The sequence below is a fragment of the Natronococcus occultus SP4 genome (assembly GCF_000328685.1).
GTDB lineage: Archaea > Halobacteriota > Halobacteria > Halobacteriales > Natrialbaceae > Natronococcus > Natronococcus occultus.
Window position 1 is genome coordinate 79,034 of sequence record NC_019974.1, and the last position, 22,599, is coordinate 101,632.

Genomic DNA, 22,599 nt, shown 5'->3' on the forward strand with positions numbered 1-22,599 from the left:
GGAGGGGACTCACTCGAGGCCATCCCAGCCCGGCGTCCCGGGGGCGCCCCGCTGCTCTTCGATTCCGTGAGCGATCGACGGCGACGGCACCGAGCCGTCGGCGTTCGCTCGCCGACGTTCCCAGGCCTCGATCGCGGGGCCGACCCAGGCGTCCTCGCCGCCGTCATCCGCGCTTTCACCGTCGCTTTCGCCGGAGAGGGACTCGAGGGCTCGTTCGTACCCCCACTCGTAGTGGTGGTCCGACGTCGCGAGGGTGCCCGGACTGGAGGCAGCGGCGACGGCCAGACACTCCGCGCGGTCTGTCGCCCGCAGCTCGCCCGTGGCGAGCCGATCGAGGACGTCCGCGAGCTCCTCCGGGCGCGGGTGACAGAACAGCTTCGCGCCGACCGCCTGGGGGCCAAACAGGAGCTTGTCGGCGTCGCGGTGGGCCCGATCGAGCAGACGCTCGCCGTCGAACGCCGACTCGACGCGCTCACACTCCGTTTCCGCCCCGAGCGCGAGGTTACGCTCGGGGTAGACGCCGCACTCGTCGGGGTACCGGTCGGTACCGTGGATCCGACACTGCAGCGTCGTCGGATCGAGGAAGACGCAGGTCGGCAGCCAGGTCGCGTCCTCGCGACCGAAGGGCGCGACGGGTTTGGGCGGCTTCCGGAGCCCGACGAAGAAGGCGGGTCGACCAGCGACCGCGGCGACCCGGTGGTCCCCGACCGCGACGCCCTCGTCCTCGCCGACCGTCCAGAACCGCGGCGTCAGCGCCGCAGCTGCGCCACGCTCGAGGAAGGTTCGGACCTCGTCGCGGGTGAGCGCGGCGAAGTTGTAGCCGTCGTCGATCGGGCTGGGGTCGACGGCGGACCCCGCGTCGGGACCCGACCTGGCCGCTTGGCGTCCGTGGTCCGGATCGCTCCCGACGTTCTCGTCGAGCAGCGATCGCCAGTCGAGACAGCAGCTGGCACAGTCCTCGCAGTGCACCTCCATAGCCCCGGTACCGTCGGCGCGCCAATAACGGCTGTGCCGAGGGGAACGACTTTCACCGCGCGGGACCGATCGTCACGTATGGCGCGGGATACCTGCGACGGCTGCGGCCGAACGGTGACGGTCGCCGGCGGCATCGCCAACCTCTGGACGTTCGGCGAGGACGACGGCAGCGAGGGGACTGCGATGACCCTGGAGTTCGAGAACGGCTCGGACCATCTGTTGTGTTACCCGTGTATCGCGGCGTTGCCCGACGAGCCGACCGACGCGGACGTCGCGCGGCTGGAACAGGTCGACGAGGAAACGTCGCGACTCGAGTCGAGTTGAGTTGAGGCGGCGCCGGAGGACGAGGGGAAGCGAGCGTGTGACACACCACCACGACCGCGATCGTTCGTGCCGGCGCCGCGAGCGGAAGGGGTGGGAATTGAACGCCACGAGGCACGATGGCCGCCGCGGGCCTGGCGGCGCCGCGGTGCTCTACCGCTGAGCGACCCTTCCGCACTCGAGGTCGACGGGCGGATCCGTATTCGTAACCGACCCACTACTGGTTCCGTATCGCCTGCCTACGCCCCGATAGGCGGCGCCTTCTCGGGTTGTGGATCGCGAAACCGACGGCGGCTGCGGCATGCGAGACGGTTCGTAGCCTTTAGGACGCGACCGACCCGTGGGACGAACGGTGAACCCCGAGCGGATCTTCGAGGCTTTCCCCGCCCCGAGCTACCGCGGTGCCCAGGAGCAGGCGCTTCGCGACATCCGGGACGCGTTCGCGGCCGACAACGACGTCGTGCTGGTGCGGGCGCCGACGGGCAGCGGCAAGTCCCTGCTTGCCCGCGCGGTCGCCGGCTGCGCGCGGACCGTCGACGAGGCCGAGCCCAGCGAGGCCGCGGGCGCGTACTACACGACCCCGCAGGTCTCCCAGCTCGACGACGTCGCGGCCGACGACCTGCTCGCGGACCTGAACGTCATCCGCGGGAAGTCCAACTACACCTGTATCCTCCCTGAGGAGCGCGACACGCCGGTCAACCAGGCCCCCTGCGTCCGCGAGCGGGGGTACGACTGCTCGGTCAAACACCGGTGTCCGTACTTCTCCGACCGGGCGATCGCCTCGAACCGGAAGATTGCGGCGATGACGCTCGCCTATTTCATGCAGACCGCCGGCAGCGAGGTCTTCCGGCAACGCGACGTCGTCGTGGTCGACGAGGCCCACGGGCTCGCCGAGTGGGCCGAGATGTACGCGACGATCCAGCTGGGGCCACGGACGGTGCCGTTCTGGGACGAGCTGCGCGTCCCGGAGATCGACGGGCTCGACCGCGCCGCCAGGTACGCCGAGAACGTCGCCCAGATCTGCACCCGACGAAAGGACGAGCTGCTCGCCGAGGAGTCGCTCACCCCGCGGGAAGTCCGTCAGCGCGACCGACTCCAGGAGCTGATCGGCGAACTGGACTGGTTCGTCTCGGACTACCGGGATCCCGAGAGTCCGACGACGTGGCTGGTCGACCAGTCGGAGCCGCGTTCCGACACAAACGGACGCAACGGCGACGATTCCGGCAAGAAGCTCGGCGGCCCCCTGACGATCAAACCGATGAACCCCGAGCGGTACCTCCGCCACACGGTCTGGGACCGCGGGAACAAGTTCGCCCTGCTGTCGGCGACCATCCTGAACAAGGCGGCGTTCTGTCGGCAAGTCGGCCTCGATCCCGCCGATGTCGCGCTGGTCGACGTCCCTCACACCTTCCCCGTCGAGAACCGCCCGCTGTACGACGTCACGCAGGGAAAGATGACCTACGAACACCGATCGGAGACGACGCCGAAGCTCGCCCGGACGATCGTCCGGCTCATGCAGAAACACCCCGACGAGAAGGGATTAGTCCACGCCCACTCGTACGCTATCCAGGAGCGGCTGGTCGACCTGCTCCGGGATTTCGGCGTCGGCGAGCGGATCCGCGTCCACGACCGGGACGACCGCGACGCCATCTTGGAGGAGTGGAAAGCGAGCGACGACCCGGAGCTCTTCCTCTCGGTGAAGATGGAGGAGGCGCTGGATCTGAAAGGCGAGCTGTGTCGCTGGCAAGTGCTGTGTAAGGCGCCGTTCCTCAACACCGGCGACTCGCGGGTCGCCCACCGCCTCGAGGACGGCCAGTGGGCGTGGTACTACCGGACCGCCCTGCGGACGATCATCCAGGCCTGCGGTCGGGTCGTCCGCGCGCCCGACGACCACGGCGCGACCTATCTGGCGGACGCGAGCCTCCTCGATGTGTTCGACCGCGCCCGAACCGACATGCCTGATTGGTTCGCGGCCCAGGTCGATCGGATGGAGCGCCCGGTGCTGCCGGCGTTCGACCCGAACGCGGCCGTCGACGGCACGGGCTCGGGCGGTCACTCCTCGAGGACTCGATCCGGCGATGGCTCGAGCGCCCGTTCGAACGGCAACCGCGGCAGTTCACGGTCGCGATCCCGACGAGCGTCGGGATCGAGCCCGCTGGCGGACGTCTGGGAGACGGACGGGTAACGGTAGTTGGGTTGGAACCGGATCACGGAGCGGGAGCGGAGAGCGGCGTTTGGCTGATCGCTAGCTCGCCGCTGCATTAGCTTCCCGGCACGTGTTTGTTGGCAGGTCAGGGCAAGTATCAGCATGAGCATCGTCGCCGAGTTTTCGATAAAATCCGACGACTTCGCGCTGTGTCATTCCCTCACGGAAGCCCCGCAGATGATCGTCGAAATCGAGCAAGTCGTGGCGACGATGGAAGACAGAGTGATGCCGTACTTCTGGGTGAGCGGCGGCGACCACGCGGAGTTCGAGGACGCGTTCCAAAACGACGATTCGGTGACCGATATCGCCCGTATCGATCGAGCGGACGACGCCATCCTGTATCGCGCCGAATGGACGGAAAACGTCGAAACGATCGTGTACGCGTACGTCGAGCTCGGAGCGTCGATCCTGCAAGCGGTCGCGAGGGACAGAAACTGGGAGATACGGATGCGGTTCGACGACCGAGAGGGTCTCTCGCAGTTCGAAGACTACTGCGAGGAGAACGACATCTCGTTCGAACTGAACCAGCTGCAAGAGCAAGAACAGCCGATGGCGAGCGCACAGTACGATCTCACGACGAAACAGCGCGAAACCCTGGTAACCGCACTCGAGGAAGGCTACTACGAGGTTCCACAAGAGATCTCGATGCGCGAACTGGCGGACGATATGGGCGTCTCTCAGCAGGCCCTCTCGAAGCGCTTTCACGCTGCGCACAAGAACCTCATCACGAGTACGTTGACCTTCACCCATCCGGACGATCAGTAGTCCGTTCTGCGATTCGAGAACGACGTGGTCAATACAACCTGCGATGCTTTCCGTCAGAGATATCTCTATACTCGTGTGACTACTCCCCGGCAAACGCAGGAAACCGACGCCGACGGGACCGAGAGTCGGACGAAAGTAGCCGCACGGTGTAGCGAGTGCGGGAGCGTCTACTCGGCATGGATGTTTTCCGATAACACGGTCCAACCCATCGGTCTGCCGAGCGGCTGTGAGTGTGGCGCCTCCGAGTTTGAACCGATTTCGAAGTCAGCTACCCACGAGTAAACTCGCGGGCTTCAGCGTGGGACTCCCAGTGGAGCGGTGCGGGGAGTGAGCAGGGGAGTTCTCACGCCACACGAGGTGGCTTCAGTACCAGTTGTACCCTGTCTCGCGGACAGGTTCGGAACGTCCCTCCTTTCGTCCCGTCACGTCACACCGTGGTACCGTCCTCGCTGTTCTGGGCGACTGACACTACCCCTCCACGCCCTCCGTTTGTGGCTGGCGTGGAGCTACCGACAATGGTGACTGGAAATAACGTCACTATTGGGGAGTCGGCCTGCCACTGTAGCGTGGTTTGGTTCAGCAGTGACGGATTCATCCCACGGCTAACGCCGTGGGTCTTCTCCTGCATTTCGTATAAGGGCCACAATCGCCCGGAACGAGACGATCGGTTCGACAAGGATCCCGTATTCGGGAGGTAGCTTTCGAGCGGTACAGGACGGATCAGTGTACTCCCCTGTTCCCCGCACCGACCGCGAGTTTCATGGGTATCGCTGAACGGCGAAATTTCATTCCCGTCCCGAGAGCGGTTCGCCGTGAACCGTTCCGTGGGTTCGATCCGCGCTGGAAGGGTTCACGCCGACAGCCGCGCGCGGCCGTCAGAACGCCGCCGTCGCGCCCCAGGCGACCATCGAGGTCACCATGAGGACGACAAACAGGAGCGCGATAATCTGGTTTCGGTCCATACGTACGCGCAGTCAGCCCGACAGTAAGAATGTCACGCCCGGCTCACTCGCCGAACCGCGTTGACTCACGCCTCGTCGCCGAACCGCGCGTCGACGACGACGTGGGCGACGCCCGCGCTGTGACTCTTGACGCGTCGCGTGTCGAGCACCTCGAGCTCCCGGCCTGCGTCCTCGGCGGCCCCCTCCAGGCGCTCGAGCGGGCGCTCCCACAGCCGCGATTCGGGGGTCGCTTCGTGGTAGTGGACAACCCCACCGGGTACGAGCGCCTCGAGGGCGTCGGGGAGGAACTCGTGGGCCTCGTCGGCCCTGGCGCCGTTACCGTCGTCCGCCTCGGCGTCGTCAGCCGCGCGTCCGTAGTACCCCATCACAACCCTGTCGGCCTCGATCTCGCTCGCGACGTCCCGGCAGTCGGCCATGTAGGCGTCGACCCGGTCGTCGACGTCGTTCAACACGGCGTTTTCGAGGAGGTAACGGAAAGCGGTCGGGTTCAGCTCGGTCGCGGTCACCCGCGCGCCGGAGCGGGCCATCGGGAGCGTGAAGTAGCCGATGCCGGCGAACATGTCGAACACGTGCTCGTCGGGTGACCCGTTCGACTCGTCCGCTGATCGTCGATCCGCGCTCACGACCTCGCCCATCCGGACTCGTTCGGCCTGGTTACCCGGCGAGAACATCACCCTCGAGGGGTCGAGTCCGTAGCGGGTGCCGTGCTCGGTGTGTACCGTCTCGGTGTCCGTCTCGCCCGCGAGCAACCGAGTCCGGGGTTCGCGGTAGGTGCCCGCCGTCCCCTCGTTGGCGATCCCCTCGTCGGCCAGTACGCTGTCGGCCTCGCCGTGAAGCTCGAGCAAGGCCTCCGCGACGTCGGTCTCGTCGGGGCACTCGGTCGGGATCGTCACGAGGACGACCGAGCCGATCACAGCCCAGGAGCCGGGCGCGGCCTCGAGGTCGGCGTCGCTCCAGCCCCGCTCGGCCAGCAGGTCCTCGAGGTCCCGGCTCCGGAACTCGGGCTCGAGCTGGCGGACGACCTCGAGGACGCGGGTGTCGGTCGGTGGGTCGGTGATCGGGAGCGCGATCCGCTCGGGGACGTCGTCGTCGGCCGTCTCGCCCGCAGTGGAAGCCGTCTCGCTCCCGGTCCGACCCCTCTCGGCCGCATCGTCGACGCGCTCACCGTGGTCTCGGACCACGCCGCTGACCTCCTGGACGCGCCGGGAGTCGTCGTAGACCCCCTCCGCGCGCAGCGACTCGATGGCCGTCTCCGCCCGCTCTTTCTCGACGACGGCTGCCAGTGGCGCGTCGACACGCTCGAGCGACTCCGCCGCCGCGGTCGCGTCCGGGTCCTCAGGCATCGTCCTCGTAGGGATCGTAGTATCCGTCGTCGTCCTCGTCGCCCGTGTCGGGGTCGGGATCGGGCAGGATGTGAACCCCCTCGCGGCTCTTCAGGACGGGGACGGTCTCGGCCGCCGGCTCGAAGTACTCCGGCCGAGCGACGGTCTTGGCCTGGAAGGTGTCGGGATCGAGGACCTGGACGGCGTTGTCGTCCTCGACGGTGACGACGGTCGTCTCGACGGCCTCGCTGCGCTCGCCGAGCTTGCGGGCCTCCGGGGAGGCGCCCTCCTCGTAGTCGGCCTCGTAGCGCTCGCCCGTGGTCACGCGGATCCCCTTGAGGTTCCCGTGGGCGCTGCGGACGAGGACGGGTCCGCCATCGTCGTTCGCGAGGTCGATGATGTCGCCCGGCCTGTACGGCGGGAGTCGGATGGCGAAGGTGACCCGATACACCTCGTTGCCGTCCTCGTCCTCGGTGACCAGCGTCTCGGCGTCGTTGACGGTGCCCCCGAACTCCTCGACGGCCTTGTTGGCGATCTTCTTGCCGATCTTGTTGGTCGAGACCTTGATGTCGAGCCCGTCGTCGGTCTCGCTCATTTCGGTGACGAAGGCGTTGCGGTCGCCCGTCGCCTCCATGTCGGCGACGACCACGTTCGCGATCTCCTTGACCCGCTCGATCTCCTCGTCGGTCGGAGTCCGGTCCTCGGCGCGCAGCTGGACGATGCTGGCGTAGTAGTCGCCGGCGATCCGACCGCAGCGCTTGCAGGTCTGGCGGGCGATCTTCACCGGCACCATCACCTGCTCCTCGACGGGGGTCCCGCGGACGACCCCCGTGAAGTAGGCGTGCATCCGAATCGTGTTCTCGCCGACCTGCTCGGGGTCGACCTGCCAGGCGACGTCCTCGACGTCGACGTGGACCGCCAGCGCCTCGCTGACCTCCTCGATGGCGATGTCGGTGTAATCCTTCGCGCCGACGTCGACCCAGCGGTTCCCCCGGTGGACGGCGCCACAGCGGGCACAGACCTGCACGTCGATCCGGTCGGGTGCGTCGATGAACTCGAAGTCCTCGAAGTAACAACTATCGCAGAGCTCCACGTCGGCCCCGGGGCGGAGCGGATCGGTCGCCGCCTCGGCGTCGCTCGCCGATCGGTCGGGAACCGGATCCCCGCAGCGGGGACAGAACGCACGCGACTCACTCATTGTCCCCGCTTGGGGAGTGAGGATGTTAAGCGGTCCGCTCTTCGTACGGTCGCTGCTACTCCTGCTCTCGCTCCGAGACGGACTCGTCGACGGCGGTTCGTCGCAGCCACTCGAGGACGACGGCACCGCCGGCGATCCCCGCGCCCGTCGTGAAACCGGGTATCTCCTCGTCGTCGTCGTCGCCGAGCACCTCGTCGACGTCCTCGGGTTCGCCGTTGCCGTTTCCGTCGTCGGTGTCGTTCCCGCCGTCATCGCCCACGTCCTCGGGATCCCGGGTTTCGAACGTGTCGTTGCCGTTCTCGGGCTGGGTGACGTTGTCGCCGTCGGTCTCGTTTGCGTCGACGTCGTCGAACGCCGACTCGGCCCGGATCGCGAGCAGCCCGTCGGCGACGGCATAGAGGGTGTCGTCGGCGATCGCGAGATCGTGCGGGTGGGCCTCGGTCTCGATAGACCACTCGAGGATCCCGTCCTCGAGATCGAGCGCGACGATCCCGGCGTCCCCGTCCGGACTCCGGATGCCGACATACAGCTTCTCGTCGTCGGCGACGGGGGGACCGTAGATCGCCGACTCGAGCCCGGGGCGCCACTGCTCGTCGCCGCTTTCCCGATCGTAGCCGACGACGGCGTTCTCGGCCAGCGTGTAGATCCGGTCGTCGGTCGCGAGCGCCGGGGCGTACCCGTCGCCGATCCAGCGAAGGTCGCCGGTTTCGGTCTCGTAGACCGCGACCTCGTCGAGACCACCGACCTGGACCGCGACGGCGTCGTCGGTCGCGACGATGACCTGGTCGCGGAACCCGCCGTCGGCGGTAGCCCACCGGTCGGTACCGTCGTTGGCCTCGAGTGCGTACAGCGACCGCCCGTCGGTCGTGAAGACGGCACCGTCGGCGACAGCGACCGATTGGCTCACCAGCTTCCGTTCGTCGGGGCTGCGGCTCCACAGCCGCGCCCCTCCCTCGGTGTCGACTGCGTGGAGCGCGCCCTCGGAGACGACGAACGCCCGCCCGTCCGCGACGATCGGCTCCGAAACGTCGCCGTCGAACCCCTGTTGCCAGACGGTTCCGACCTCCCCCTCTCCGTCGACGAACTCGTCGCTTTCGAAGGCCAGGAGGTTCTCGCCGCCGACGTAAATCCGCCCATCGGCGATCGCCGGCGCCCCGGCCGCACCGACGTCGTCGCTCTCCGCGATCGGGTCGCCGTCCTCGGTGCTGAACGCATGGACAGCGCCGTCGATCGTCCGGTAGATAACGCCGTCGGCCACCGCGATCGACCCGCCGGCACCGGCCTGCTCCCAGTCGACGACGGCGGGGTCTTGCGGACCGCTCGTTCCGGCACTGTACCCGGTGTTTCCGGGGGTTCCGCGGCGAGCGGTCCAGCCTCGATCCGTCGACTCGCCTCGGTGCGTCCTCGTCCTGTCGTCGGCGGTTGCCGATCCCGACGCGAGGACGCCGGCGGCGACGAACCCGCCCGCCTGCAGCACCCGTCGTCTCCCATACCCCGTCATACGTGACAGTTAGTATCGATGCTCCGTCCCTATAAACCCGATCGCATCGATTCCGGGAAGACACCGTCCTCGGATCGATCGTTCGGGGACGGCGGGCGTCTGACGCCGCCGAACCGTCGCTCGGCGACGTCGGCGACGAGCCCGGCTCGTCGGAACGACCACGACGCCGCCTGGTGGTTTCCACGCGAAACGGAGGGGTTGGGACGGCGACCCGTGAGGATCGTCGACGCGTGCCGACTACTGACATCGGTGATACTTATTTCGCCGGAGGCCCTCGGATCGGGTATGGACTGGCAGCCGGACTGGGGGCTCCGCGCGCGGATGTTCGTGACGATGTTCTTACTGTTCGCGCTGTACATCGTCTTCGCCGGGGTGCTCACCGCCTACATGCAGGGCGGAATCGTGCTGTTCGCCCTCTTCTTCGGCGGGTTTTCGCTCGTACAGTACTACTTCAGCGACACTCTCACCTTGAAGAGTATGGGTGCGAAGACGGTCTCGGCCGACGAGTACCCGCAGCTCCACTCGTCGGTCGAACGGCTCTCCCAACAGGCCGATCTCCCGAAACCGAAGGTGGCGGTCGTCGACTCGAAGGTACCGAACGCCTTCGCGACGGGTCGGAACCAGAAAAACGCCGCCGTCGCGGTCACGTCGGGACTGCTGAACAGCCTGAACCAGGAGGAGCTCGACGGCGTCCTCGCCCACGAACTGGCCCACGTCAAGAACCGCGACATGATGGTGATGACGATCGCCTCCTTCCTCTCGACGATCGCGTTCATGATCGTCCGCTGGGGAGCCTTCTTCGGAGGCGGGGGACGAAACAAAAATCAGGGCGGGGTCATGGTCGCCATCCTCGTCTCGCTGGTCGTCTGGATCATCAGCTACCTCCTGATCCGGGCGCTGTCGCGGTACCGCGAGTTCGCGGCCGATCGGGGCGCCGCGGCGATTACCGGCAACCCCTCGGCGCTGGCCTCCGCACTGATGAAAATTTCGGGCGAGGTCGACAAGGTGCCCGACAAGGACCTCCGGGAGGAGGCCGAGATGAACGCCTTCTTCATCATCCCGATCAAGTCCGGGATCGTCGGCCAGCTGTTCAGCACCCACCCATCGACGGAGCGCCGAGTCGAGCAGCTCCGTGACCTCGAGCGCGAGATGGAGGGATTCTAAGAGGGCGCGCCCCTCACTCCGGGTATGGGACTACTGGACGGGATCCGCTCGCTGCTGGGCACGCGCGCCGAGTCCGACGCGAAACGCGACGCCGATCCCGACGATCTCTTCGGGATGAGCACCGCCTACCTCACGATGGAGGCCGACCTGGGCTACGACTCCGCGGACGTCGGCGCGCTCTGTTTCTCCGGCGTCGACTCGACCAGCTTCCGCGAGGCCGTCGACGAGGTCGAGGCCATCCTCGAGGCGGGCCAGGCGGACACCGGCACCGAGTTCTCCGTCTCGGCGGACGACCACGGCTACCACTGGGTCGTCCTCGAGGACTCGGATCCGGAGGATCTGATCACCAGCCTCCACTTCGCCGCGGATACGTTCATCGAACACGGCTACGGCTCGCGGCTGCTCGCGGCAGTGTTCGCCTACCGAAACGAGGACGGCCCGGCCTACTGGATCTACTCGTTCCGCCGGGGTCGGTTCTACCCGTTCGCACCCCGTCCCGGTCGGGAGCGGGATTCGAACGCGGAGTTCAAACTCGAGGCAACCCTCGACGGTGAACTCGAGATCGAACGCGAGAAAGAGTACTGGTACCCGCTCTGGCCCAGCGAGGGCGGGACCCACCCCTGGGAGTGAGTCCGTGGCGCCCGCTCCCCAAATTTGTTTGGGGTCAACGGTATTGCGTTCTCTCCCGTATCCGTGAGTACGGCAGGACGCCACGCCAACTGCGCCATACACCAGTTGTCGTCTCCACTGCGCCATACACGTCCTGTCGCACTCCCCCTCTTCCGCTTCCGTTCCCCCCTTTCCCGTGTCGAACCAGTTATAGGACCGGAATCGATACGCTCGATCCGTGAGCGACTGGAACCAGTTCAAACGGGATCCACAACACTCGGGTGTCCGACGCGACCTCGAGAGTCCTGACCGCGTCACGACGTCGTGGACGGTCGAACTCGCCGGGATGGCGGGCTCGCCCGTCCTCGACACCGACACCGTCTTCGTCGGGAGCGAGCGCGGTAACCTGTACGCGTTCGACCGCGAGACGGGACGCCGACGGTGGGTCTTCGAGGCGACCGACAGTATCGACGCGACGCCGGTCGTCACCTACGGCGGCGTCTACGCTGCGACCGACGACGGAACCGTTCACGCGCTCGATCCCGGCACCGGCGACCCGATCTGGCGAACCGAACTCCCCGCCGCGCTCGAGTCCGCCCTCGCGTTCGCGGACGGCCGTCTCTACGTTGCCCACGACGCGGGACTGTCGGCCGTCGACGGCGAAACGGGTGCCCTCGCCTGGACCCACGACACCGACTCGGTCGCGGCTGCACCGGCGATCGACCCCGATCGGCGGCGGGTGTACGTCGGGACCGACGACGGGCAGGTGTGCTGTCTCGAGGACGCGGGTGGCGAGGCCGAAGAGGCCTGGACCGCGCCGACCGACGGCGTCGTCGCGGCGCCCCCGACGATCGCCGACGGCCGCGTCTACACCGTCGACGACGACGGGACGCTGCTCGCGCTCGATACCGAAACCGGCCAGACCTGGTTCAGCTACGAGATCCGCGCGACGTTTACGTCCTCGGCGACAGTCCTCCCCGAGGAAGGGACCACCTTCGTCGGCGCCGACGACGGCTACCTCCACGTCACCGACACCCGCTTCGGTCGGCGCAAGGTTCGCGGCTGGCTGTTCTCGAAGAAGGGGATCGAACTCGACGGCGACGTCCTCGCGAGCCCGGTCGTCGCGGGCGACACCGTCTGCGTCGCCGACGCGACGGGATCAGTGTACGGCGTCTCAGCGACCGACTACGACCTCCTGTGGTACGTCGACGTCGAGGACCAGGTCGCGAGGACGCCCGCGCTGGCCCCGAACCGGCTGTACGTTCCCGCCGACGATCGACTGCTCTGTCTCGAGTGGTCGACCGACGAGTCGCGCTAACACACTCCGTGCGTCCTGTCGTCCCGTCCTCGTAGCCTGTTGCCTTCGCTTCTAAACTTTCACCCGGACTGTCCAGTCGACCCGGCGCCCGCCGGCACTTTCACTTTCACTTCCCTGTTAACGAGGCTTTATGGGGCGTCCGCCACAACGGGTGAGTAATGCCAGACGCAGACCTAGAGTCCCTCCCTGGTGTCGGACCGGCAACCGCAGACAAGCTCCACGAAGCGGGCTTCGATTCCTTCCAGAGCCTGGCCGTCGCCTCTCCCTCCGAGCTCTCGAACACGGCTGACGTCGGCGAGTCGACCTCGGCCGATATCGTCCGCGCGGCCCGCGACGCCGCCGACATCGGCGGCTTCGAAACCGGTTCGGCCGTCCTCGAGCGGCGCAACGAGATCGGCAAGCTGAGTTGGCACATTGACGAGGTCGACGACCTGCTCGGCGGCGGGATCGAAACTCAGTCGATCACCGAAGTGTACGGTGAGTTCGGCTCCGGGAAGTCCCAGGTCACCCACCAGATGGCCGTCAACGTCCAGCTTCCCAAGGAGGTCGGCGGCCTCCACGGGAGCGCGATGTTTATCGACAGCGAGGATACGTTCCGTCCCGAGCGGATCGACGACATGGTTCGGGGGCTGCCCGACGACGTCCTCCAGGCGACGATGGACGACCGCGAGATCGAAGGGACGCCCAGCGACGAGGACGCGATGGAAGAACTCGTCAACGACATCCTCGACAAGATCCACGTCGCGAAGGCGTTCAACTCCAATCACCAGATGCTGCTGGCCGAGAAGGCAAAGGAGCTCGCGGCCGAACACGAGGAGGCCGACTACCCCGTCCGCCTGCTCTGTGTGGACTCGCTGACCGCCCACTTCCGTGCGGAGTACGTGGGCCGTGGTGAGCTCGCCGAGCGCCAGCAGAAGCTCAACAAACACCTCCACGACCTCGACAAGGTCGGGAACCTCTACAACACGGCCGTCATCGTCACCAACCAGGTCGCCTCGAACCCCGACTCGTTCTTCGGTGACCCGACCCAGCCAATCGGTGGCAACATCCTCGGCCACAAGTCGACGTTCCGGATCTACCTCCGGAAATCCAAGGCCAACAAGCGGATCGTCCGCCTGGTCGACGCGCCGAACCTCGCCGACGGCGAGGCGGTTATGCGCGTCGAGGACGGCGGTCTGAAGCCCGAGTAGCGACTCCGAACGATCCTTCCGTCGACGTTCCGTAGAGCGCACAGGGAGCTTTCAGCTCCCCCGAATCACGCAGCTCCTGTCTCCGGAGCGAACGACCGATTTCAGTAGTCGGTCGGACGATTCGGTAGTTATCGAGGAACGCGGTCAGAAATTCCCTGAGGTGGCTCCGGAGGTTCTGTCGGGCGGTCGGTGCCGGGAAGTGTGATCCGTTGTTCCCCGCTTTTCGAACGACAGATTCCTCCCCTACTCATACGAACTGGTCGGTATCGGGCGCAAAACCGCTCAGTAACCGGATTGCGTACTGCCTCTTGCACGCTGCTTCTGACGACGGTTCGGGAGGTTGTCGCGTTGCGATACAGGGCAGGTGTTACGAGGACCCGGAAGCGCTGTTACGCCTCGGCTGTGCTGGATCGGTGACGGGTCCGAGCGAGGCCCTCGGGCGAGAAGCGAGCTTCAGTCCTCGGTCGAGGTCTTCTCCTTGTCGAGCTCGCCCCGGTAGATCTCCGCGCCGTCCTGGGCGACCTTCTCGGCCAGCACGGCGCATTTGACCCGCATCGGGGAGATGTCGACGCCGAGCATGTCGATGACGTCGTCCCGATCCATCTCCAGCAACTCGTCGACGGTCTTCCCCTGGAGTTCCTTCGAGAGCATGCTCGCGGAGGCCTGGCTGATCGCACAGCCGTCCCCGGAGAAGGCGACGTACTCGATCGTCTCCTCGTCGTCCTTGAGCCTGACGTCCATCCGGATCTCGTCGCCACACATCGGATTCTCGCCGACGTGCGTGAAGGTCGGATCCTCGAGCTCCCCGTAGTTGCGGGGGTTCTTGTAGTGATCGAGGATCTGCTGTCGGTACATATCGGAGCCCAGTCCCATCGTTGGAAACGCGTACGGCTGTGGGTTGTAAAAGGGTTCCGGGGAGTCGAGAGCTGCCGCTACGGAACTCGAGGACGTCGAAAACCGGATCGGATGCGAGAACATCCGGATCGTTCGGTCAGTTCGTCGGCGACCGTTCGTCGGGACCGTCGGTCGACCCCTGGTCGATCGGCGGGTTCAGGTAACAGACGTCGACGATGACGCCGACGCCGACGATCGCCGCGGCCGCGAGCGCGTACGGCACCGAAATGCCGAGTACGTTCGCGGCGACCAGCGCGATCACGAACGCGATCGGAATTCCACCGAGCGCGAGATCGTACCGGTTCGCCGCGGCGAGAACGTCGACCAGGGCGTCGAACGGATCCCGTCCGGGACGGCCGATAGTACTCTCGTGCATTCGTTCTCACCTCGGCACCTTCCCGTACGTAATCCACTCTAAAAACACTTGGTGTGTTTTTTGTTGTTTCGTACCGTCACGCCTCGCCGACCGTTTCGGCCTCGAAGCGTTCGAGATACTCGCGAACGAACGCTGCTCGCTCGGCGGCGAGCTCCCGTCCCGCGTCGGTGTACATCCGCTCGGGAAGCTCGAGGATCTTCTTGTGGAAGTGGTTGTACTGGCTCCGGCCGGCCGTCGTCTCGTCCTCGGCGGGGGGGACGGCAGGATCGTAGAGCGGACTTCCGATCACCGACCCGTGAGCGAACGCGCGGGCGATCCCGACCGCACCGAGGGCGTCGAGGTTGTCCGCGTCGGAGACGATCTCTGCCTCGATCGTCTCGGGCTCGACGTCGTTCGAGTACCGGTGAGCGCGGATGCAGTGTTTGGTGCGGTCGATCGTCTCCTCGCTTGCACCGACGTCCTCGAGAATCGCTTCTCCCTTTCGTGCGCCCCAGCGGGCGTGATCCTCGATCTCGCCGCGATCCTCGCGCTCGCGGCCGATGTCGTGGAGGGCGATGGCCAGCTGGACGCTGCGTTCGTCGACGGAAGCGGACTCCTCCGCGACGAGGGTTTCGGCCAGCGCCGCGACCCGCTGGACGTGGTGCCAGTCGTGGGCTGGCGGCGCGTCCTCGAAGTACGGGCGGGCGCGGTCGCGGACGGTCTCGAGCATACCGTCGCCTTTCGCTGACGCCGTGATAAGATCGACGACCCGCTCCCGTCCGATCCGCGGGGACGAGGACGCACTCCGCCGTCAGAACGTCTTCGGGCGGGGGTTCTCCAGCGGATACTCGACGTCGTCGGGGTAGGCGCTCTCGTCGGTTGGCTGGAGTTCGAGAGCGATACAGAATCGATCGAGCCCGATCTCGAGGCTCCCGAACAGGAGGAGTTCGACGACCTCCTGCTCGGTGAACTCCTCGCCCAGCTCCGCGAAAAAGTCGTCGGAGAGCCTGTGGGGGTCCGTCGAGAGTCCTTCGGCCAGCGAGACCGCGAGATACTCCCGGCGGGAGAGCCCCTCGGGATCGATCTCGCCGAAGACGGCGTCCTCCTTCGGTGCGACCGCGTCGCGTACCTCGAGGGTCCGAACCGTCGCACAGTAGGCACACTGGTGGGTTTCGGCGACCTTGATCCGCATCAGCTCAAGCAGCTCGGTGTCGACGTTCGCTCCCTGCCCGAACGACTCGAACGCCGCCACGATGTGGTCGAACAGCTCCGGGCAGTGGGCCATCGCGCCGAAGAACGCACTGTCGCCGTACCAGCCCGTCTCGGCGTCCTCGAGCAGTTCTCGGGTCCGGTCGTCGTCGACGTCCGCCGGCTCGCGCGGCTCGGGTCGGAGTGGCATAGCCCGGAGTTACCTGCGTGTCACGTTATATCTTATCGTGGACAGCACACCTCTCCCCACCCGGCGAACGACGTGAACCACTAAGGGGGTCGCGGCAGTGGCGTCTACCGATGACGTCCTCTCAACCCGACGGTTCGGCGGACGAGAACTCGCTTGCGCCCGCCGAGATCACGGAGCGGTTCGACGAACTCGAGCCCGGCGACGCGGTGACGGTGAACAACCGCGACCTGATCTACGAGGTGGTCGAGACCGACGACTACGCCGTCGTCGCGGAGGCCCCCGACGGCCACCGGGTGACGTTCTCCCAAAACCTCCAGTCGGGCGGCTGGACGGTCAACGAACCCGTCTTCGCCGTCGAACCCGTCGAGGAGTGAGGGAACCGCTCACGCCCGCTCGAGAAAGAGTTGGAACTCGAGCTCGTCCTTGTCGGCGCCGACGACGTCCGTCGACTCCTTCCGGAACGGCCTCTCGAGCGAGGTCTCGTCGGTGACCGACGACTCGCAGAGCCGATCCGCGAGTCGCTGGACGGCGCTTGCGCGCTCGCCGGGCGAGCGGAGGGCGACCCCGGCGTACTCCTCGAGCGGGAGCGCCGCGAGGCGTTCGCCGACCGCTTCGACCGTCGGGTCCTCGTCGACGGCGACACTCGCGAACTGCCGCGAGTCGTGGGTCAGCGTCTCGACTCCGTCCTCGGCGTGATCGGTCCCGCTCGTTCGGTCGAGCGCTGCCGCGCGGAGCCGCTCTGCGCGGTCGATCGCGTCCGATCGCCACTCCTCGATCGGTGCGTCGGGCTCGGCCCGTACCGCGTAGGCGCCGCGGTCGCCGTCGAACTCGAACAGTCCGTACGCGATCCCTAGTTCGAGCAGCCTCGAGGACGCCTCGCTCGACAGCTCCCGCTGTGCTTGCCCGAGGGTGAACGGCTCGCTCCCGTACCGATCGAGAGCCGCCGCGTAGAGCTCGAGGACGTCCTCGAGTCCCGGTAGCGTCCCCGTCATCAGTGTCCCATCGAGTGACCGACCGCCCACGGGTATCCCTCGGTGCTCCGTACCAGTCCGCCGGGGCCGTGATCGTGGTCGTGGTCGTGACCCGCGTCCTCGACCTGTGTGGCCATCGGAACGGCGTCGTCGATGCGGACGATCATGCTCGCGGCCTCGCCCGCGCAGGCGAGCGCCTGGCGCTTGACGTACAGCGGCTCGAGGACACCCTGGTCGGCCGCGTCGACGACGGACCCGGTCTCGAGGTCCAGCCCGGCCGTGTGGTTGCCGTCGTGGTGGGCGGTTCGCAGCTCCAGCAACGCGTCGGTCGGACGGATCCCGCTCGTCTCCGCCAGCGTCCGCGGGACCGTCTCGAGGACGTCGGCGAACGCCTCGACGGCGAGCTGTTCGGTTCCGTCGCGTCCGGCCGCGAACGACCGCAGCTCGCGGGCCAGCGCCACCTCGATGGCGCCGGCGCCGGGGACGACCGCCTCGTCCTCGACGGCGAGTTTGAGCGCGTAGAAGCAGGTGTCGAGGACGCGTTTCGTCTCGTCGGCGACGTGCTGGGTGCCGCCGCGGAACACGGCCGAGACCTGGCCGAGCTCCTCGAGGCCCGAGACGACCGTGACGTCGGTCGGTCCGAGCGAACGGCGCTCGACGCTCGCGGCCGTCCCGGTCGTCGCCCGCGTTAGGCTCCCGACGGGAACCGGTTTCCCGCCGGTGGCCCGCGCCAGCCGGTGGAGCTCGTCGCGCTGGGTTCGCTCGACCGCGAGGACGCCCTCCTCGGCGAGGCGGTACCGAACGGGGTCGTCGATCGCCTGCTGGCAGAAGACGACGTCGGCGCCAACACCGACGACGGTATCGACGTACTCCTCGTAGACGTCGCGTTCGTACTCCCTGAGCCGTTCGTACTCCTCGTAGGACTCGAGGTCGACGCGGCCGACGCCCTGCGGGGTGTCGATCGAGAGCGCCTCGTCGATCAGCGCGACCGTCGCGTCCCGGTAGCGGTTCGGGAGCGCTCCCTCGGGGGAGACGACGTCCGTCGAGGACGTCCCCATGTCGATCACGAGTCCGTCGATCACCGCCGAGTCGTAGAACGAACCACCCGGAATCGTCTTCCTGGTGAGTCGCTCGAAGCCGACGCGGCCGTCGCGCTCGATCGCCCGCACGGCCTTGACGGCCCGGTCGGCGACGAACGCGGTGCCCGACTCGTCCCACTTGCCCGTGACGGTCGTGCTGGCGATATCGCGCAGTCGCTCGTCGTTCTCGAGGTCGACGGAAACGGTCAGCTCCGACAGAGTCTCGACAGCCCGGGAGACCGCGAGGTGGTAGCCTTCGGTGATCTTCGCCGGCGAGACGCCCCGCTCGAGCAGCGACTCGGCCTCGTCGAGCAGCCCGCCTGCGAGGACGACCGCCGTCGTCGTTCCGTCCCCGACCGTGGTGTCCTGGCCCTGCGCAACCTCCAGAACGAGTGTGGCCGCGGGATGAGAGAGCGTCATCCGTTCGAGGATGCTCGCGCCGTCGTTCGTGATCGCTACCGTCCCGTCGTCGGTGATGAGCATCTTGTCCAGCCCGTTCGGTCCGAGCGTCGTCCGAACGATCTCCGCGAGGCGTTTCCCGGCCTCGAGGTTCTCCGCTCGGCTCGGGACGTCCTCGCGTTCACCCACCGCGAGTCGGTCGTGTGCCGCGTTACTCCCCGACATATCGTATCCGATCGTGAGTACTGACCGAACCGTAATAAATGAACCCGCACCCGTTCCGGATCGCCGCAATCTCCGCGTCGCAATGCGACGCCGTCGTCCGACCCGGACCTATCAACGACGCTGAATCAGCTATAACTGCGACCGAGACAATGGTGAACTCGTATCATGCCGGAAACCGTCTTCGAGGTCGATACCGAGTCACCGCCGGACGAACAGCCCGATCCGATCGTCAACCGCTGGCATCCCGACGTACCGCCGGTGTCGTCGATCGAACCCGGCGAGAAGGTTCGCGTCGAATGTCTCGACTGGACCGGCGGACAGGTGAACAACGACGACAGCGCCAACGACATCCGCGACATGGAGCTGGACCCGAACCACCACCTGAGCGGCCCCTTCGAGGTCGAGGGGGCCGAGCCGGGCGATATGCTCGTCGTCGACATCCTCGATCTGGGCGCCTTCCCCGACCACGAGTGGGGGTTCAACGCGATCTTCGACCGGGAGAACGGCGGCGGCTTTCTCACCGACCACTTCCCGGAGGCCCGCAAGAGCATCTGGGAACTCGACGGCGTCATGGCCAGCACGCGCCACATCGAGGACGTCCGGTTCCCCGGCTGTGCCCACCCCGGTATCCTCGGAACGGCGCCCTCCCACGAGCTGCTCGAGGAGTGGAACGAGCGCGAGCGGGCGCTCATCGAGCGCGGTCCAGACGACCCCACCGCGGTCAATCACGAGACCGGCGAGGCGGAACCGCCGCTTGCACTCCCGCCCGAACCCAACGACGTCCTGCTGGGCGATATGGACGACGAGCAGGTCGACGAAGCGGCGGAGAAGGCCGCGCGCACGATCCCGCCCCGCGAGAACGCGGGTAACTGCGACATCAAGAACCTCGGTCGCGGCTCGCGGGTCTACCTCCCGGTGTTCGTCGAGGGGGCGAACTTCATCGTCGGCGACCTGCACTTCTCGCAGGGCGACGGCGAGATCACCTTCTGTGGCGCGATCGAGTTCCCCGGCTGGATCGACCTCAAGGTCGACGTCATCAAGGACGGAATGGAGAAGATGGGCACCGACTACGCCATGTTCAAGCCCGGCTACATGGATCCGGACTTCTCGAACTACGTCGTCTTCGAGGGCTACTCCGTCGACGAGGACGGCACCCAGCACTACAAGAACGCCAACGTCGGGATGCGCCGGGCCTGCCTCGACGCCATCGACTACCTGACGAACTTCGGCTACTCCCCCGAGCAGGCCTACATGCTGCTGAGCACGGCGCCCGTCGAGAGTCGGATCGCCGGCATCGTCGATCTGCCAAACACCTGCGTCACGGTGTCGGTCCCCCAGGAGATCTTCGAGTTCGACGTCGACCCCGATCGGCTGGCCGACGGCGGCCCCGACGAGAGCCGTGGCGACGTCGCGAAGACGTCGTAGCCGCGCCGTCCTCGGCGTTTCGATCGATTCCGCCGAGTAGATTGGGTGGGGCCCGTCTGTTCGTCGTCTAGCGCTCGCGTCTTCGGAAATCCGTTCGGGAGCGGCGATCGAAGCAGCCCCTACTTAAACGAGTCACACGTGCAGCCGAAGAGTCGTGACCGTCCCGACCGACGTACCGAACGGCCGGCGGCGATCCACGCACTTCCGTGACACCGGACCCAGTGGTGAGTCGATCGCGCCGGCCCAACGACCACCATCGTTGTACTACCAGAGTCGTGGGTTGGACCCTCCAACCTACTCACTTTCTCGCGTCCGGAGCGTTCTCCTCGTCGAGGCCGGGATCGCCGGCGTCGTCGCGCGCGTCGACCCGGTGAGTGCGGCGACCGTCTGGACGGCCGTTCACTCCGATTCGCGCTCGAAGAGCTTGTCGGAGAGCCGTCGAATATCGTCGACGATCTCGTCGTCCTCGTCGAGCTTGTAGGTCACTCGGTCCTCGAGTTCGTCCGTCTCGACGACGACACCGTACGCGACGAGATCCGCCACGTGATCCTCGACCGAATCGGTCTCGACGCCCGCGATCCGGCTGATCTCGTTCACACTGAAGTGGGTGGTGGGGTCTTCCTCCTCGGTCAGCAGCGTTCCGATGATCTTGGTCTTCGGGTGGGATCCGAACACGTCGGTTAGCGGGATGTTCGTAACGATCGACTCGGGATCGCTGGAGTTCGTCTCCATAGTCGGTGTGATGACAGATCGATGGTTAAAGGTTGAGCGAGCGACTGCCGTCTCTGCTGGCATCCCCAGGTCGCAACCCTCCCGTGAGATCGGTGGATATCTGGGCTTTGTCCGCAGTCCGGTATCGCCCGACTTCGTCGGACGGAAAGGAGCTCCGTCTCTCGTTGCGCGAACTACCGTCTGGCCGTCGCTCGTTCACGTTGTTCGCTCGCGAGGACGTCGCTGAGGGCCGCGATCAGCTTGTCGACCTCCTCGCGGGCGAAGCGACCGGTGATCCTACGCGAACAGCTGTCGGGCGTCGTCGAGGGCCGCGACCAGCTTGTCGACCTCCTCGCGGGTGTTGTAGACGTAGAACGAGGCCCGGGCCGAGGCTGCGACGCCGAGCTTGTCGTGGAGCGGCTGGGTACAGTGGTCGCCCGCCCGGATCGCGACCGTGTGGTCGTTCAGGATCGAGGTGAGGTCGTGGGCGTGGACGCCCTCGACGTTGAAGCTGACGAGTCCGCCGCGGTCCTCGCCGGGCTCGGGACCGTAGATCTCGACGTCGCCCTCGTCCTCGAGCTGCTCGTAGGCGTAGCGGGCCAGCTCCTGTTCGTGGTCCCGAATCCGGTCCATCCCGATCTCCTCGAGCCAGTCGACGGCGGCGTGGAGGCCGACGGCCTCGGCGATCGGCGGCGTCCCGGGCTCGAACTTCCAGGGGAGCTCGCCCCAGGTCGAGTCCTCGAAGGTGACCTTCCGGATCATCCCGCCGCCGTAGAGATACGGCTCCATCGCCTCGAGCAGTTCCTTCTTGCCGTAGAGGACGCCGATCCCGGTCGGACCGGCCATCTTGTGACCCGAGAAGGCGTAGAAGTCGGCGCCGATCTCCTCGACGTCGACGGGCTGGTTCGGAACCGCCTGGGCGCCGTCGATAAAGGAGAGCGCGTCGTGTGTGTGGGCCAGCTCGGTCAGCTCGGAGACGGGGTTGATCGTCCCCAGCGTGTTCGAGACGTGGACCGCCGAGACGATGGCGGTGTCGTCGGTGATCAGCTCGCGGGCGTGGTCCATGTCGAGGCGACCGTTCTCGTCGACGCGGATGTACTCGACGCTGGCGCCCGTTCGCTTGGCGATCTGCTGCCAGGTCACCAGCGAGGCGTGGTGTTCCATCTCCGTGAGGACGACCTCGTCGCCGGGGCCGAGCTCGTTCAGCCCCCACGAGTAGGCGATCAGGTTTTCGCTTTCGGTCGTGTTCTTCGTGAAGATGACCTCCTCGCGGCCGCCGCTGGCGCCGATGAACTCCGCGACCCGGTCGTGAGCCGTCTCGTAGGCCTCGGAGGCCTCCTGGCTCAGGTGGTGGATTCCGCGGTGGACGTTCGCGTTGGACTCGCGGTAGTAGTCGCTCATCGCGTCGACGACCGGGTCCGGCGTCTGGGTCGTCGCCGCGTTGTCGAGATAGACGACCTGCTGGTCGTCGAACTCCCGCTGGAGAATGGGGAACTCGTCGCGGATGGCCTCGACGTCGAGCGCGAGGTTCTGGTGACTCATTACCTGTAGACTGGGTTCCCAGACAAAACACTCCTTCGGTCCGCCGACGCGACGGCGCGGCCGCTGGT

General features: G+C 66.7%; 21 protein-coding genes and 1 tRNA gene. 9 read left to right on the top strand and 13 right to left on the bottom strand.

Annotation, left to right across the window (positions count from 1 at the left end; all coding sequences use genetic code 11):
* Positions 1–9: 9 nt before the first annotated feature.
* Entirely contained in the window at positions 10–975 is a 966-nt protein-coding gene (locus NATOC_RS00370; RefSeq protein WP_015319418.1) for a zinc/iron-chelating domain-containing protein, read from the bottom strand.
* Between the two features lie 78 nt (positions 976–1,053).
* Here NATOC_RS00370 and NATOC_RS00375 point away from each other — a divergent pair, with 78 nt between their 5' ends.
* Entirely contained in the window at positions 1,054–1,299 is a 246-nt protein-coding gene (locus NATOC_RS00375) for a DUF7561 family protein (RefSeq protein WP_015319419.1), read from the top strand.
* 82 nt (positions 1,300–1,381) lie between these two features.
* Here NATOC_RS00375 and NATOC_RS00380 read toward each other — a convergent pair.
* Positions 1,382–1,470: transfer RNA gene (locus NATOC_RS00380), tRNA-OTHER, on the bottom strand.
* A gap of 178 nt (positions 1,471–1,648) precedes the next feature.
* Between NATOC_RS00380 and NATOC_RS00385 the strand changes: the two genes are divergently transcribed.
* Both NATOC_RS00385 and NATOC_RS00390 read left to right on the top strand, forming a co-directional pair.
* A complete protein-coding gene (locus tag NATOC_RS00385; RefSeq protein WP_015319420.1) occupies positions 1,649–3,481 on the top strand; it encodes a helicase C-terminal domain-containing protein in 1,833 nt (610 codons plus the stop codon).
* A 123-nt stretch (positions 3,482–3,604) separates the two neighbouring features.
* Entirely contained in the window at positions 3,605–4,267 is a 663-nt protein-coding gene (locus NATOC_RS00390) for a helix-turn-helix domain-containing protein (RefSeq protein WP_015319421.1), read from the top strand.
* A gap of 1,027 nt (positions 4,268–5,294) precedes the next feature.
* Here the strand turns inward: NATOC_RS00390 and NATOC_RS00395 are convergent.
* Genes NATOC_RS00395 through NATOC_RS00405 form a run of 3 tightly spaced genes read right to left on the bottom strand, consistent with a single transcriptional unit; the run spans position 5,295 to position 9,250 of the window.
* Positions 5,295–6,572: a class I SAM-dependent methyltransferase gene (locus tag NATOC_RS00395; protein WP_015319423.1), complete on the bottom strand. Its 1,278-nt coding sequence runs from the start codon at positions 6,570–6,572 to the stop codon at positions 5,295–5,297.
* On the bottom strand, positions 6,565–7,749 hold the full coding sequence (locus NATOC_RS00400; protein WP_015319424.1) for a 60S ribosomal export protein NMD3: 1,185 nt from the start codon (positions 7,747–7,749) through the stop codon (positions 6,565–6,567). Before NATOC_RS00400 ends, NATOC_RS00395 begins: the two co-directional genes overlap by 8 nt.
* Positions 7,750–7,804: 55 nt before the next feature.
* Complete coding sequence (locus NATOC_RS00405; protein WP_015319425.1) at positions 7,805–9,250, bottom strand: outer membrane protein assembly factor BamB family protein; 1,446 nt, start codon at positions 9,248–9,250, stop codon at positions 7,805–7,807.
* 285 nt (positions 9,251–9,535) lie between these two features.
* Here NATOC_RS00405 and htpX point away from each other — a divergent pair, with 285 nt between their 5' ends.
* The 4 genes from htpX (at position 9,536) to radA (ending at position 13,531) form a co-directional block, all read left to right on the top strand.
* On the top strand, positions 9,536–10,414 hold the full coding sequence (gene htpX / locus NATOC_RS00410) for a zinc metalloprotease HtpX (RefSeq protein WP_015319426.1): 879 nt from the start codon (positions 9,536–9,538) through the stop codon (positions 10,412–10,414).
* Positions 10,415–10,438: 24 nt separating this feature from the next.
* Positions 10,439–11,044, top strand: coding sequence for a PspA-associated protein PspAB (gene pspAB / locus NATOC_RS00415; protein ID WP_015319427.1), 606 nt, complete (start codon positions 10,439–10,441; stop codon positions 11,042–11,044).
* A 217-nt stretch (positions 11,045–11,261) separates the two neighbouring features.
* Positions 11,262–12,341: an outer membrane protein assembly factor BamB family protein gene (locus NATOC_RS00420; RefSeq protein WP_015319428.1), complete on the top strand. Its 1,080-nt coding sequence runs from the start codon at positions 11,262–11,264 to the stop codon at positions 12,339–12,341.
* Between the two features lie 158 nt (positions 12,342–12,499).
* A complete protein-coding gene (radA, locus tag NATOC_RS00425; protein WP_015319429.1) occupies positions 12,500–13,531 on the top strand; it encodes a DNA repair and recombination protein RadA in 1,032 nt (343 codons plus the stop codon).
* Between the two features lie 453 nt (positions 13,532–13,984).
* Here the strand turns inward: radA and sufU are convergent, their stop codons facing one another.
* From sufU to NATOC_RS00445, 4 genes are all read right to left on the bottom strand, one after another.
* On the bottom strand, positions 13,985–14,404 hold the full coding sequence (gene sufU / locus NATOC_RS00430) for a Fe-S cluster assembly sulfur transfer protein SufU (protein WP_015319430.1): 420 nt from the start codon (positions 14,402–14,404) through the stop codon (positions 13,985–13,987).
* Positions 14,405–14,522: 118 nt separating this feature from the next.
* Positions 14,523–14,801 (bottom strand): hypothetical protein, encoded by a 279-nt coding sequence (locus NATOC_RS00435; protein ID WP_015319431.1) that lies wholly within the window; start codon positions 14,799–14,801, stop codon positions 14,523–14,525.
* A gap of 76 nt (positions 14,802–14,877) precedes the next feature.
* Entirely contained in the window at positions 14,878–15,510 is a 633-nt protein-coding gene (locus NATOC_RS00440; RefSeq protein WP_015319432.1) for an HD domain-containing protein, read from the bottom strand.
* Positions 15,511–15,591: 81 nt separating this feature from the next.
* A complete protein-coding gene (locus NATOC_RS00445) occupies positions 15,592–16,179 on the bottom strand; it encodes a carboxymuconolactone decarboxylase family protein (RefSeq protein ID WP_015319433.1) in 588 nt (195 codons plus the stop codon).
* A 110-nt stretch (positions 16,180–16,289) separates the two neighbouring features.
* Here NATOC_RS00445 and NATOC_RS00450 point away from each other — a divergent pair, with 110 nt between their 5' ends.
* Positions 16,290–16,553: a hypothetical protein gene (locus NATOC_RS00450; RefSeq protein WP_015319434.1), complete on the top strand. Its 264-nt coding sequence runs from the start codon at positions 16,290–16,292 to the stop codon at positions 16,551–16,553.
* Positions 16,554–16,562: 9 nt separating this feature from the next.
* Here NATOC_RS00450 and NATOC_RS00455 read toward each other — a convergent pair whose 3' ends face one another.
* On the bottom strand, positions 16,563–17,171 hold the full coding sequence (locus tag NATOC_RS00455; RefSeq protein ID WP_015319435.1) for a hypothetical protein: 609 nt from the start codon (positions 17,169–17,171) through the stop codon (positions 16,563–16,565).
* On the bottom strand, positions 17,171–18,853 hold the full coding sequence (thsA, locus tag NATOC_RS00460; protein ID WP_015319436.1) for a thermosome subunit alpha: 1,683 nt from the start codon (positions 18,851–18,853) through the stop codon (positions 17,171–17,173). The genes NATOC_RS00455 and thsA overlap by 1 nt, the downstream gene beginning before the upstream one ends.
* 165 nt (positions 18,854–19,018) lie before the next feature.
* Here thsA and fmdA point away from each other — a divergent pair, with 165 nt between their 5' ends.
* Positions 19,019–20,278 carry a formamidase gene (gene fmdA, locus NATOC_RS00465; RefSeq protein WP_015319437.1) on the top strand — a complete coding sequence of 420 codons (1,260 nt, stop codon included), beginning with the start codon at positions 19,019–19,021 and terminating at the stop codon, positions 20,276–20,278.
* A 399-nt stretch (positions 20,279–20,677) separates the two neighbouring features.
* Here fmdA and NATOC_RS00470 read toward each other — a convergent pair whose 3' ends face one another.
* The gene (locus tag NATOC_RS00470; RefSeq protein WP_015319438.1) at positions 20,678–21,010 is read right to left on the bottom strand and encodes a hypothetical protein; all 333 of its coding nucleotides are present in this window, start codon (positions 21,008–21,010) and stop codon (positions 20,678–20,680) included.
* A 276-nt stretch (positions 21,011–21,286) separates the two neighbouring features.
* The gene (locus NATOC_RS00475; RefSeq protein ID WP_015319439.1) at positions 21,287–22,531 is read right to left on the bottom strand and encodes an aminotransferase class V-fold PLP-dependent enzyme; all 1,245 of its coding nucleotides are present in this window, start codon (positions 22,529–22,531) and stop codon (positions 21,287–21,289) included.
* Positions 22,532–22,599: the final 68 nt, after the last annotated feature.